Here is a 12859-nt window from a genome sequence, read left to right on the forward strand (position 1 = left end):
GCCCGGACCCTGGACGGGCCCGGGCCGGTGCGTGCGGGACCGCGCCGCCGCCGCGCTAGCGGGGGACGCCCGCCTGGTCCGGGCTGACGGGGCTGAACCGCGCCGGCAGCGAGACCAGCCCGCGCTGGAACGGGCCCGGACGCCAGCTCAGCTCGTCGTAGCGCACGGTCAGCTCGATGTCCGACAGCCAGGCGGTGAGCCGCTCGATCGCGGTCGTCGCGATCAGCAGCGCGGGCTGCTGCGCGGGGCAGGCGTGCGGGCCCGCCGCCCAGGCCAGATGCGCGCCGCCCCCGGAGCCGGCGGCGCCCGTGCTCTCGCCCGGCGCGGACCGCCCGCTCTGCGTGGACGCCGCCGCGTAGGAGACCAGCACGAGCTGGCCCGCACGCAGCCACACCCCGTGGAAGTACACGTCGCGACGGGGGTAGTGGGCCGAGTAGTTGGCCATCGGCGGCTCGTTGCGCAGCACGTCGTGCAGCGCGTCGCGGGCCGTGAGCGCACCGCCGGAGAGGTTGCCGTAGTAGCGGTCGTCGACCAGCATCCGGCTGAGCGAGTTGCCGATCAGGTTGGACAGCGGCTCGTAGCTGGCGGCCAGCGTCAGCACGATCTGCTGGACGACCTCCTCGGCGCTCAGCCCGGCCGGGTGCTGCATGAACCAGGACGTCAGGTCCTGCCCGGGCTGCCGCTGCTTGAGCTGGGTCAGCTCGGTGACGTAGCGGGTGTAGGCGGCGTCGGCGGCTGCCGCCTCCTCGGGGGTCTTGCTGTCGAACATGCCCATGATGCCCTGGATCAGCAGCTCGCTCTCCTCGTCGGGCATGCCGAACGCCCGGTTGAAGTAGAGCAGCGGCAGCAGCCGGGCGAACTGCCCGATCAGGTCCGCCTCGCCGTCCCGCGCGAAGTTCGCGATCAGGTTGTCGGCGACCTCCTGGACGTCCCGCCGCATCTCGTGCGGCTCCTGCCGGCCGAAGCTGTCGGAGATCACCTTCCGGTAGCGGGCATGCGTCTCGCCGTCGGTGAACAGCGCGTTGGGTCTGCCGCGCAGCATCGGCATCACGGCCGAGTCCTCCGGCACGCTGTCCAGCCAGATGCTGGAGTCCTTCGACCAGGTGGCGGAGTCGTGCAGCAGGTCGAGCGCGGCCCGGTAGTCGATCACCAGCATGGCGCCCACCCCGGGGGCGATCTCCACGGGGGCGAGGGCGCCGTACTTGCGCAGCCGGTCGTAGACGGCGTACGGGTCCGCCGCGAACTCCTCCCCGTACAGCGGGGTGACCTCGTGGTTGGGCCGGGAGAGCGGCGGCGGCATCTGGCCGGAGGACGGGTGCCCCGGCGCTGGGACGGTGCTCAAGAAGGCTCCTGGGAGGGCTGCGGCTGGCTCTGCTGTTGCTGGTCGAGGGCTTCCAGGACGTGGCTGACGAGGGCGATCAGCGCGTCCGCCGACTGGCTCCGGTCCCGCGCGTCGCACACCACCAGCGGGGTGTCCGGGTGCAGATCGAGGTGGTCCCGCAGGGTCTCGGCCTGGTGCAGCGGGGAGTCCGGGAAGGAGTTGACGGCCACCGCGTACCGCAGCCCCGCCTCCTCGATCATGTCCATCACCTCGAAGGAGTCGGCGAGGCGACGGGTGTCCGCGAGCACCAGGGCGCCCAGCGCGCCCCGGGCGATGTCCTGCCACAGCGGGCGGAACCGGCGCTGCCCCGGGGTGCCGAACATGTACAGCACCAGATCCCCGGGCAGGGTCAGCCGCCCGAAGTCGATGGCGACCGTGGTGGTGGTCTTGTCCCGCACCCCGGCCAGGTCGTCGACCAGCGCGCCGGTGCGGGTCATCACCTCCTCGGTGTGCAGCGGCTGCGTCTCGGACAGCGAGCGGATGAAGGTGGTCTTGCCCACCCCGAACGGCCCCGCGACCAGCAGCTTCACCAGCGTCTGCGGCTTGTCGTCCAGGTATATGGAGCCTGCCGGCGCCGCGGAGCCCGACGGGGTCTCCGGACTAGGAGGACTTGAGAGTGCGGAGTCCATTGAGAACTTTCTCCAGAATCTGCCGCTCCGGCAGTTCGGCGTCGGGAATCGGGGCGCGGGCCATCAGCCGGCCCGCATCCACCAGGTCGGCCACCAGGACCTTGACCACACTGACCGGGAGCCGCAGATGCGCGGCGGCCTCGGCGAGCGACAGCGCACCGCCGCGCAGCAACTCCAACAGCCGGATCTCCTCCGGGCGGAGCCCGGAGACCGTCGCGGGATCCGCCGCGCCGTGCAGCACGGTGAGGCGGTCGAGAGTGTTGCGGCTGGGCCGGGCTCGTCCGGTCGTCGCCAGATACGCAGGCACCAGGCGCCTGCCGTCACGGGGCGGCGGAGTCATGTGGTCGTGTCGTTCCTCGCCGGGCTGCTCATGGTCTTCGCACCCAGCGACGCGACCTGTACCTGCATCTGGTGAGTGACCACGCCCATGTTCACGTCGGGGCCGGCGAAGACGGCCAGCGTGGTGTTCTCACCCGCGGGGATGGCGAAGACCCAGCCGTGGTCGGACTCCACCACGGTCTGGCGCAGCCGTGCCTCGAACGACCCGGCGAACGCCGCCGTCGTCGTCCGGGCCGCGCCCTGGAGTGCGGAGAGCATCGCCGCCACACCCTCCGCGGCGTCCCGCTCCAGGTGCGGCGAGCGCCCCTCGATGAGGCCGTCGCCGGAGATGACGGCCGCGTGGACGACGTGCGGCAGCTCCAGCAACGGACCCAGCACCCATGAGGTGTCGTCCCGGAGTGCCCTGCGTGCGGGGATTGTCATTCCTGCGGATTCCCTTCAGCGGAACGGGGATCGGCGTAGTGGTCGTCGGCGACCGCGGAGCCGTGTCGGGGGGACGGTGCTGCGGACGCCGGGCGCACGCCACCCGCCTCGGTGCCCTCGTCGACCGCCGCGCGGCCCGAGTTGGTGCCGCGCTGGAAGGCCGCCCAGCGCTCCGCGCTCTGCTCCGGCGACGCCTGCGGCTGCTGCGGGGCCTGCGGCGGCTGCGCGTGCCGCCCGGTCGACTGCGGTGCTTCGGCGGCCGGCGCCTGGCCCGAGGTGCCCGACGGGGTCCCCAGGGTGACGTCGGGCACCGGCCTGCGGCGCCTGCGGCGCGGCAGGTCCTCGTCGGCGGGCGCGTCCTGCTGGACGGGGTCCGGCCCGGACTGCGCGTACGCCGAGGCGGTGGTGCCCGCCGCCGGTTCGGCCTGGGGCGGACGCGGCGGCACGGCGTGCCCGGGCAGCGCGGAGGGGACCGGCGGGGCGGCGCTCGTGTTGCTGCGCGGCACCGGGGCCATGGGGGACATCGGCTGCTCCTCCTCGTCGAGCAGCGTCAGCAGCGGGTCGCCGGGGATGTGGACGATGGCACGTACACCGCCGTACGGGGACGGCTCCACGGACGTCGTGAAACCGTACTGCCGGGCGAGCTGCCCCACCGCGGCGAAACCGGTCTTGGGCGGGTCGCCCAGCTCGGTCAGGAGCGTGTTCTCCTGGCCGGACATCATGCGCTGGGCACGTTCCAACTCCTCGGCGTGCATGCCGACACCGGCATCATCGATGATCACCGAGGCCCCGCGGTTGCCCTGCTGGATCGTCACCGCCACGGGGAGCTCGGGGTGCGAGTAGTGCAGCGCGTTGGCGAGCAGCTCGGTGAGGACCACGGCGCCGGGCTCCACGGCCCGCGCCACCACGCCCACCGGGTCCCGGAGCTGGTTGGTCACCTGGACGCGCTCGTAGCCGCTGAGCCGGGACATCGCGCCGACGACGATGTCGCCCAGGTGCGAGTTCTGCCGGGTCAGCCCGGGCCAGGCACCGCAGACGATCGCGGTGGACTGGATGCGGCGCAGCGCCTGTTCGTTGAGGAAGTCGGCGGCCAGCAGGTCCTCGGCCACGAACGGGTCGTCGTAGCGCTCCTGCATCGTCTGCAGCCGCGTCTGCAGCTGGTAGAGCAGCGCCTGGATGGTCGTCGTCGCGCCCCGCATGGAGGCCTGGGCCGCGCCGTCCACGCGCAGCCGCTCCTTGGTGACCGCGTCGCTGACCTGCTCCAGCACCGCGGTCAGCGCACGGTCCAGCTCGGTGCCCTGGAAACCCGGGTCGAGCAGGCCCCGTACGGGGACGTTGGGGTGGGCGAGCGCGGCGGTCAGGTCCGGGACGCGGGCGGCCGCGAGGTGCCGGACCTCCGCCTCGGTCGCCTGCGCCCGTCCGGCGAAGGCCGCCTGCTGGCGCAGCGCTTCCTGCAGGTCCTTCTCGGCGGCGGCGGAGCGCTGCCGCAGCCGCTTCGCCTCCCGCGCCGAACGCGCCAGCAGGAGGGCGAGTGCCACGGCCGCCGCCGTCCCCACGGACAGGATGACGGTCAGCGCCACCGGTATCTCGGTCATCGGCGTCCTTGAGCGATTGGATTGTCGTGCGGGCCGGCCAGTCCGCGGACTGCTCGCGAACTGATCAGTGAACAGCAGTCGTGCCATGTTCCCTCAGTGGCGCAGCGCGCGCAGCCAGATGCGGAATCAGTCCTCCTGATTACCGAGCGCAAAGGCGCCACGCGGCGCTGAGGCTAGCACCCCTGAGCGATTCTCAGGCATGCGGTCCATCCGCCGGGTTCCCGGACCCCGGTGCACAGGCCGCCGCCTGACGTCGCGTCATGCCGACAGATGCGGATGCCGTGGGCTGTCCGGCCCGGGCGGGAAGAGCAGCCCCGCACCACCCGTTCCTCCTTCACGTATGGAACGTCAGCGCCTGCGCAGGTGGCAACCCGCCGGATTTTGCCCGGAAGACTTCGCAAGTCCTCCCGGTGGCGGTGATCGACCCTTCACCTTTCCTTCACGTGTGCGACGCACCCGTCCGCGTCCCGCCGTGACACGGAGACCGCCGGTACCCGGTTGTGGGATCCCGCAACCGGGCACCGGCCTTCAGCGCCGCCGCAGCGCCGCGTCCGCGAGCGCCGGCGGGGCGCGCCGAGGCCGAGTACGACGGCTGTTCGGTGCGCGGCCGCACCTGACCGCCCCGCAGCGCCCTCGGGCTCCGAGGTGAAGGTGCTGCGCACCCTGGACGACGAGCGCGGTACCTGTGATCCGGGACTCCGGGCCACGGCGTACCGGAGCGCGCGGGCGTGCCGTCCGGCCCCTCCCGGCGCGCGGAGGACCGCCGGAGTCCGCAGGTCACCCCGCTCCCGGCCGTCCGCGTCGCGGGCTACGCTCGGAGGATGACCTCACACGGACAGACGCCGACGGCCAACGCGATGCGGCGGGCCCTGAAGCGGGCGCGGGACGGGGTCGCGCTCGACGGGACGGAAGCCGCGGTGCTCCTCCAGGCGCGGGGCGACGACCTCGCGGACCTCACCGCGTCGGCGGCCCGCGTGCGGGACGCGGGCCTGGCGGCGGCGGGGCGGCCCGGAGTCATCACGTACTCCAAGAGCGTCTTCCTGCCCCTCACCAGGCTGTGCCGCGACAAGTGCCACTACTGCACCTTCGTCACCGTGCCCGGCAAGCTGCGCCGTGAGGGGCACGGGATGTACATGTCGATGGACGAGGTCCTCGACATCGCCCGCCGCGGCGCCGAACTGGGCTGCAAGGAAGCGCTGATCACTCTCGGGGACAAGCCCGAGGACCGCTGGCCCGAGGCGCGCGCCTGGCTGGAGGCCGAGGGGTACGACGACACGCTCGCCTACGTCCGTGCGGTCGCCATCCGCATCCTGGAGGAGACCGGCCTGCTGCCGCATCTCAACCCCGGGGTGCTGTCCTGGACGGACTTCCAGCGGCTCAAGCCCGTCGCGCCCTCCATGGGCATGATGCTGGAGACCACCGCCGAACGGCTGTGGAGCGAACCGGGCGGCCCGCATCACGGCTCGCCCGACAAGGAGCCGGCGGTGCGGCTGCGGGTGCTGGAGGACGCCGGCCGCTCCAACGTGCCGTTCACCAGCGGAGTGCTGATCGGGATCGGCGAGACGTATGAGGAGCGCGCCGATGCGCTGTTCGCGCTGCGCCGGGTGCAGCGGGCCTACCACGGGGTCCAGGAGCTGATCATCCAGAACTTCCGCGCCAAGCCGGACACCGCGATGCGCGGCATGCCGGACGCGGAACTGGACGACCTGGTCGCCACCGTCGCCGTGGCACGGCTGCTGCTGGGCCCCTCCGGCTGCCTCCAGGCCCCGCCCAACCTGGTGGACGCCGAGTACGCGCGGCTGATCGACGCGGGCATCGACGACTGGGGCGGCGTCTCCCCGCTCACCCCCGACCACGTCAACCCCGAGCGCCCCTGGCCGCACATCGACGAGCTCGCGGAGCACAGCCGGACGGCCGGGTTCGAGCTGCGCGAGCGGCTGGCCGTCTACCCCGAGTTCGTCCGGCGCGGCGAGCCCTGGCTGGACCCGCGGGTGCTGCCGCACGTACAGGCGCTGGCCGACCCGGAGACGGGGCTGGCGCGCGCCGGGGTACGCCCCCAGGGGCTGCCCTGGCAGGAGCCGGACGAGGGCTTCACCCCGATGGGCCGCACCGATCTGCACCGCAGCATCGACACCGAGGGCCGCACCGGTGACCGCCGGGACGACTTCGACGAGGTGTACGGCGACTGGGAGGAGCTGCGCGAGCGCGCGGCGCCCGGGATGGTGCCCGAGCGGGTCGACGCGGATGTGCGCGAGGCGCTCGGCCAGGCCGCCGAGGACCCCACGCGGCTCACCGACGAGCAGGCCCTCGCCCTGCTGCACGCCGACGGACCGGCGCTGGACGCGCTCTGCCGCACGGCGGACGACGTGCGCCGCGACGCGGTCGGTGACGACGTGACGTACGTGGTCACCCGCAACATCAACTTCACCAATGTCTGCTACACGGGCTGCCGCTTCTGCGCGTTCGCGCAGCGCCGCACCGACGCCGACGCCTTCACCCTCTCGCTGGAGCAGGTCGCCGACCGTGCCCAGCAGGCGTGGGACGTGGGCGCCGTCGAGGTGTGCATGCAGGGCGGCATCCACCCGGACCTGCCGGGCACCGCCTACTTCGACATCGTCCGCGCGGTCAAGGAACGCGTCCCGGGCATCCATGTGCACGCCTTCTCCCCGATGGAGGTGGTCAACGGCGCCTCCCGCACCGGCATGTCCGTCCGCGAGTGGCTGACGGCCGCCAAGGAGGCGGGGCTGGACTCCATCCCGGGCACGGCCGCGGAGATCCTGGACGACGAGGTCCGCTGGATCCTCACCAAGGGCAAGCTGCCCACCGCGACCTGGCTCGACGTCGTCACGACGGCGCACGAGGTGGGGCTGGGCTCGACGTCCACGATGATGTACGGGCACGTGGACCAGCCCCGGCACTGGCTGGGGCATCTGCGGCTGCTGGCCCGCACCCAGCAGTCCGCGCGGGAGAAGGGGCTGGCCGGCTTCAGCGAGTTCGTGACGCTGCCCTTCATCCACACCAACGCGCCCGTCTACCTCGCCGGTATCGCCCGCCCCGGACCCACGGCCCGGGAGAACCGCGCCGTCACCGCCATGGCCCGGCTGCTGCTGCACCCGTGGATCCCCAACATCCAGACGAGCTGGGTCAAGCTCGGCACCGAGGGCGCCGCGGAGATGCTCCGCTCCGGCGCCAACGACCTGGGCGGCACCCTCATGGAGGAGACCATCTCCCGGATGGCGGGCTCCTCCTACGGCTCCTACCGGTCCATCAAGGACCTGGTCGCCATCGCGGACGCCGCGGGCCGCCCGGCGCGTCCGCGCACCACCGGTTACGGCGCGGTCCCGGCCGAGCGCGTCGCCGCCGCGCACGCCTCGGACGGCCGGCTGCCGGAGCTGCTGCCGCTGGTGTGACGCCGCGCCGCCGGTCCCGGCCCGGAATCCGGGACCGGGACCGGACGGCGCCCGCGGCCCTCCTCCGTCCGGCCGGATCCTTGACTAGAGTGCGGGGCCACGAACGGAGGAGGGGCAGCGGATCGTGACAGGCGCGGGCGGCGGGGACGGTGGCGTGACGGCCATATGGGGCCGGTCCGAACAGCAGGACTTCCGCAGCCGGGTGCGCGGCTGCCTGCTGGGCGGGGCGCTGGGCGACGCGCTCGGCGCCGGGGTCGAGTTCGACTCACTGGCCGCCATCCGCGAGAAGTGCGGCCAGGAGGGCGTCACCGACTATCTGCCCGCCTACGGGCGCAGAGGAGCGGTCACCGACGACACCCAGATGACGCTGTTCACCGTCGACGGCCTCATCCGCGCCCATGTGCGCCGGGACACCGGAGCGTGGCATCCGCCGACCGACGTGCACGCCGCCTACCGCCGTTGGGCCGCCACCCAGCGCGACTGGGGCCCGGACGAACGCCGCGCGGACGACGGCTGGCTCGCCCGCCAGGAGTGGCTCTACGCCCGCCGGGCACCGGGCAACGCCTGCCTCAGCGGGCTGGCGGACGCCCGCATGGGCACCCTGGAGCAGCCGAAGAACCCGGAGTCCAAGGGCTGCGGCACGGTCATGCGCTCGGCGCCGTTCGGGCTGCTGGTCGGCTGGGAGCCGGGGCTGGTCTTCCAACTCGCGGTGGAGTGCGCCGCGCAGACGCACGGGCACCCCACCGGCTGCCTGGCCGCCGGGGCCTTCGCCGCGATCGTCCACACCCTCGCCCGGGGCGAGGACCTGGACACCGCCGTCCAGCGCGCTCTGGTGCAGCTGGCGGCCCGGCCGGGACACCAGGAGACGACCGATGCGCTCAAGCGCGCACTGGGCGCCGTGCGCCAGGGCATGCCCTCGCCGGAGCGGGTGGCGGCGCTGGGAGAGGGCTGGACGGCCGAGGAGGCGCTGTCCATCGGGGTCTACTGCGCGCTGGTCGCCGAGGATGTCCGGCACGGTCTGCTGCTGGCCGTCAACCACGGCGGGGACAGCGACTCCACCGGTTCCGTCTGCGGGAACCTGCTGGGCGCCATGCATGGGGAAACGTCACTGCCGCCGGGCTGGGTGGCCGAGATCGAGGGCCGCGCGACGATCCTGGAACTGGCCGACGACTTCGCCATGGAGATGACCCAGGGCCCCGCGCTGCACGAGCCCGGCACCGCCTCCCCGGGGTGGCTGACCCGCTACCCGCGCGCGTAGCCCGCCTGCCGGAGGCTGTCGGCCGGAGTCACCCGGCGATCGGCACGGCGTGGCCGCTGACCCGCACCCGGGTGTCGTCCGGCGCGGTGCGGACGGTCAGATCGCTCGGCCGCCCCATGTCCTCGCCCTGCCGCACGGCGACCTCGCCCGAGGCGGGCAGCAGCCCGAGGGTGCGCAGATAGCCGCCGAAGGCGGCCGCCGCGGCGCCGGTGGCCGGGTCCTCGACGACCCCGCCGACGGGGAACGGGTCCCGGGCGTGGAAGCGCTCGTCGCTCTCCCGCCAGACCAGGTGCACCGTCGTCCAGCCGTGCTGCCGCATGATGCCGGTCAGCGCGTCGAAGTCGTAGTCCAGGTCGGCCAGCCGGGCCCGGGAGGCGGCGGCGAGCACCAGGTGTTCGTTGCCGCCGAAGGCCACGTGCGGGGGCAGCGCCGGGTCCAGATCGCCCCGGTCCCAGCCCAGCGCCGCGAGCGTGGCGTCCACCTCGGCGTCCCGTGCGGGGCGCGACCTGGTGGGGACGCTGGTGAGCGCCGCCCGCACGGCACCGCCGTCGTCCGCCGCCGTCGCCACCCGGATCTCGCCCGCGGGCGTCTCGAAGACCAGTTCGCCGGGGCCGAGCAGCCCGGCGAGGGCCACCGAGACGGCGACGGTGGCGTGCCCGCAGAACGCGACCTCGGCGAGCGGGCTGAAGTAGCGGAGCGTGAAGTGGCGCCGCTCGTCGTCGCGGGCGGTGACGAACACCGTCTCGGAGTACCCGACCTCGGCGGCGATCGCCAGCATCTGCCGCGCGTCGAGGTGTGCGGCGTCGAGGACGACCCCGGCCGGGTTCCCGCCGTCGGGGTCGGAGGTGAACGCGGAGTAGCGGAGCACGTCCGCACCGGCTGTGGCTGCGGAGGGCGCGGAGACCGAGGAGGGCGCTGAGGCTGCGGAAGGCGCGGAGGCCGCTGAGGAAGTCATGCCTGAACTTTTGCACCCGCACGTCATTATTACCAACGATAGTTATGCATGAGTGCGATCGAATATCTCGATGGCATTGCTAGGGTCCGGGAATGGACACCCGGCTGCTGGAAACCTTCGCCGCGCTCGCCAGAACCGAGAGCTTCACCGGTGCCGCCGCCGAACTGCGGCTCGCCCAGTCCACGGTCACGGTGCAGATCAGATCCCTGGAGAAGACGCTGGGCACCCGGCTCTTCGACCGGCTCGCACGAGGAGCGCTGCTCACCGACGCGGGGCGGCGGCTGCTCACCCACGCCGAGGAGGTCCTGGAGGCCGAGTCCCGGCTGCTGGCGGCCGCCACCGAGGACGGCCCGGTCAGCGGCACCGTGGTGGTCGGCGCCGGCGAGACACTCTGCTCGGCCCATCTGCCCGCGGTGATCGTCGCACTGCGCCGCCGGCACCCGCGGGTGGAGGTACACCTGGAGCCGCACGGGACCGCGGACGCCGTGGCGGCACTGCGCGCGGGCCGACTGGACTGCGCCCTGCTGCTGGAGGACGTGGTCGACCAGTCCGGCGTCACGGCCGAACGCGTCGCCGAACAGCCCCTGGTCCTGCTCTGCGCCCCCGGCCATCCGCTGGCCGGCCGCGAACAGGCGGCGACCTGGCAGGAGCTGGCACGGGAGAGCTTCTTCCTCCACGAGCAGGGCTGCTCCTACAGCGACCAACTGGCCGCGCGCCTCCACGCGGTCGCCGGTACCCCGCCGCGGCTGACCCGGTTCGGCAGCATCGAGGCCGCACGCTCCTGCGTGGCGGCCGGGCTCGGGCTCACCGTCCTGCCCCGCGCCAATGTCACCGCTGCGCTGCGCGACGGCCGCCTCGCCGAGGTACCCGGCCCCTCCCTCCCGCACATCTCCGTCCATCTCGCCCGCACCCGGCGCCGTCGGCCCACTCGCGCGGCACACGCCGTAGCGGCCCAGATCGTGCGGCACTTCCAGGACGAGGGAGCGGCCCCGGCCGCCGGCCCCGAGCCGTCCGGCTGACCCCGCGCCGGTTCCTCCGGCGGCGCCGAGCCCCCTCGGCCGGGACGGGCGGGCCCGTCGAGAGGGCTCCGGTGCACGGGTGCGGCACGGTCCAGCACGGGGCGGTCCCGCCGCCGGCGCCGTCCGGACCGCCGCTGCCGGCCTCAGGCCAGGCCGGTCGCGGAGCCCCCGGAGCTCACACGGGCCACGAACGCGTCCCACGCCTCCGGCAGGAAGCTGAGCGCGGGTCCCTGCGGCTCCTTGGAATCCCGTACCGCCACCGTGCGCACCGCCGGCGACTTCACCTCCACGCAGGCCCCGTTGCCCGTGGAGTAGCTGGACTTGGTCCAGGAATGGGTGGTTCCTTGCTGAATCGGCATGTCTGCTCCGGTTCTTCCGGGTTGTTCCTGACGTGCGAACGACATTACGCGGCGATTCGGGCGCGCGACGTTGTCGTTCACTCAACCGGATGGCATATTCCAAGCAGCTCTTCACATCGCGGTGCGCTGCGGTGTAGCCTCCCCGCTTTTTTCTGCACTTCCTCCCGGCACATGCCGGACGGCCCGGCAGCTCCAGCCGCCGGGCCGTCCATTCCGCGACACCGTGTTCCCGGTCCTCCCCGTGCGCGGGGGCTCGCGCTCGGCGCTCAGCCCGCGCGTACTCCGCTCAGCCCCGCGCGTACTCCTTGGCCACGTCCTCGATGAACTCGCGCGTCTGGTCCGGGTTCAGCGCCTGCGCCCGCAGGTGCTCGTACATGACGCTGTAGTTCTGCACGTCGTTCGCCTTCTCCAGGTAGAGGTCACTGGTGACGCCCTCCAGGTAGATGACGGTCGAGTCCGTCGCCTCCGGGAACTCCAGAATGGCGTACTGCCCGTTCACGCCCGGATGCGCGCCCATCGAGAACGGCATGACCTGGAGCGTCACATGGGGCTGCTGCGACATCTCGTTGAGGTACTCGAGCTGCTCGGCCATCGTGTGCCTGCCGCCCACCTCGCGGCGCAGCACCGACTCGTCCAGCACCGCCCACAGCCGCAGCGGGGTGCGGTCCTCCCGGATGCGCTCCTGGCGGCGCATCCGGACCTGCACCCGGCGCTCGATGTCCGCCGCACCGGCCTCCGGGAGGGCACCGGCGACCACCGCTTCCGCGTACGGCCGGGTCTGCAGCAGGCCCGGCACGACCTGGGGCTCGTAGACGCGCAGCGAGGCGGCGTCCGTCTCCAGGCCGATGTAGACGCTGTAGGGGATGTCCCCGAACGCGTGCCACCAGCCCTGCTGGCGCGACTCCTTCGCCATCTGCATCAGCGAGTCGACTATCCGCCGGTCCTCGACCTCGTAGACGCCGCACAGATCGCGCACGTCCCGCTGGCTGATGCTGCGGCGGCCGTTCTCCAGCCTGCTGATCTTCGACTGGGAGACCAGCAGCCGGTCCGCGACCTCCTCCGCCGTCATGCCCCGCTGCTCGCGCAGACGGCGCAGTTCCTGGCCGAGTCGGCGACGCCGGACTGTGGGGTTGACGTTCGACGCCACGGGACCGCACCTCCGTGTAAGTACGACTACTCCAGCAGATTGCCACCAACCTGTGTGCTCGCGCTGGAAAATGACAACAGAGAGTGCGGATTCGAGTACAGCGTCGGGCGGGTGGGGGGACGAAAACGCATGCGCGGGGACGCGGATCCGGTCGTCGCCGTGGGACGGCCGGACCGCGAGCCCGCGCCTGCGTACTGGTACCCGTACCGCTCCGAGCCGCACCGACGACCCGCGCGGCGGTCCGCGGCCTGCCGCGGGCGTCGGACGCCCCCGCAGGCGCGCGGCGTCCGCCGCCCCCGTGCGGTGCCGTGCGTGCTCGGGTGCCGTGCTGTGCTCGTGGTGCC

General features: G+C 73.1%; 11 protein-coding genes. 3 read left to right on the forward strand and 8 right to left on the reverse strand.

Annotated features, from left to right (window positions below; genetic code table 11):
• Nucleotides 1-55: 55 nt before the first annotated feature.
• The 5 genes from A949_RS0128815 to A949_RS0128835 are packed head-to-tail and all read right to left on the reverse strand — an operon-like array spanning nt 56 to nt 4367.
• The gene (locus A949_RS0128815; RefSeq protein WP_019359525.1) at nt 56-1342 is read right to left on the reverse strand and encodes a cytochrome P450; all 1287 of its coding nucleotides are present in this window, start codon (nt 1340-1342) and stop codon (nt 56-58) included.
• Nucleotides 1339-2010: an ATP/GTP-binding protein gene (locus tag A949_RS0128820; protein WP_027760366.1), complete on the reverse strand. Its 672-nt coding sequence runs from the start codon at nt 2008-2010 to the stop codon at nt 1339-1341. The genes A949_RS0128815 and A949_RS0128820 overlap by 4 nt, the downstream gene beginning before the upstream one ends.
• On the reverse strand, nt 1982-2350 hold the full coding sequence (locus A949_RS0128825) for a DUF742 domain-containing protein (protein WP_019359527.1): 369 nt from the start codon (nt 2348-2350) through the stop codon (nt 1982-1984). The genes A949_RS0128820 and A949_RS0128825 overlap by 29 nt, the downstream gene beginning before the upstream one ends.
• On the reverse strand, nt 2347-2772 hold the full coding sequence (locus A949_RS0128830) for a roadblock/LC7 domain-containing protein (RefSeq protein WP_019359528.1): 426 nt from the start codon (nt 2770-2772) through the stop codon (nt 2347-2349). Before A949_RS0128830 ends, A949_RS0128825 begins: the two co-directional genes overlap by 4 nt.
• The gene (locus tag A949_RS0128835; RefSeq protein WP_019359529.1) at nt 2769-4367 is read right to left on the reverse strand and encodes an ATP-binding protein; all 1599 of its coding nucleotides are present in this window, start codon (nt 4365-4367) and stop codon (nt 2769-2771) included. The genes A949_RS0128830 and A949_RS0128835 overlap by 4 nt, the downstream gene beginning before the upstream one ends.
• 821 nt (nt 4368-5188) lie before the next feature.
• Between A949_RS0128835 and A949_RS0128845 the strand changes: the two genes are divergently transcribed.
• Both A949_RS0128845 and A949_RS0128850 read left to right on the forward strand, forming a co-directional pair.
• Nucleotides 5189-7777 carry a bifunctional FO biosynthesis protein CofGH gene (locus A949_RS0128845; RefSeq protein WP_026005132.1) on the forward strand — a complete coding sequence of 863 codons (2589 nt, stop codon included), beginning with the start codon at nt 5189-5191 and terminating at the stop codon, nt 7775-7777.
• A 124-nt stretch (nt 7778-7901) separates the two neighbouring features.
• Nucleotides 7902-9035, forward strand: a complete 1134-nt coding sequence (locus A949_RS0128850) for an ADP-ribosylglycohydrolase family protein (RefSeq protein WP_019359532.1) — start codon at nt 7902-7904, stop codon at nt 9033-9035.
• 28 nt (nt 9036-9063) lie between these two features.
• Here the strand turns inward: A949_RS0128850 and A949_RS0128855 are convergent, their stop codons facing one another.
• A complete protein-coding gene (locus tag A949_RS0128855) occupies nt 9064-9990 on the reverse strand; it encodes a PhzF family phenazine biosynthesis isomerase (protein ID WP_037708057.1) in 927 nt (308 codons plus the stop codon).
• Nucleotides 9991-10082: 92 nt separating this feature from the next.
• Here A949_RS0128855 and A949_RS0128860 point away from each other — a divergent pair, with 92 nt between their 5' ends.
• Nucleotides 10083-11009, forward strand: a complete 927-nt coding sequence (locus A949_RS0128860; RefSeq protein ID WP_019359534.1) for a LysR family transcriptional regulator — start codon at nt 10083-10085, stop codon at nt 11007-11009.
• 143 nt (nt 11010-11152) lie between these two features.
• Here A949_RS0128860 and A949_RS0128865 read toward each other — a convergent pair whose 3' ends face one another.
• On the reverse strand, nt 11153-11368 hold the full coding sequence (locus tag A949_RS0128865) for a DUF397 domain-containing protein (protein WP_019359535.1): 216 nt from the start codon (nt 11366-11368) through the stop codon (nt 11153-11155).
• 286 nt (nt 11369-11654) lie between these two features.
• Nucleotides 11655-12515, reverse strand: coding sequence for a helix-turn-helix domain-containing protein (locus tag A949_RS0128870; protein ID WP_026005133.1), 861 nt, complete (start codon nt 12513-12515; stop codon nt 11655-11657).
• Nucleotides 12516-12859: the final 344 nt, after the last annotated feature.

This window comes from Streptomyces sp. AA1529, assembly GCF_000280905.1.
Lineage (GTDB): Bacteria > Actinomycetota > Actinomycetes > Streptomycetales > Streptomycetaceae > Streptomyces.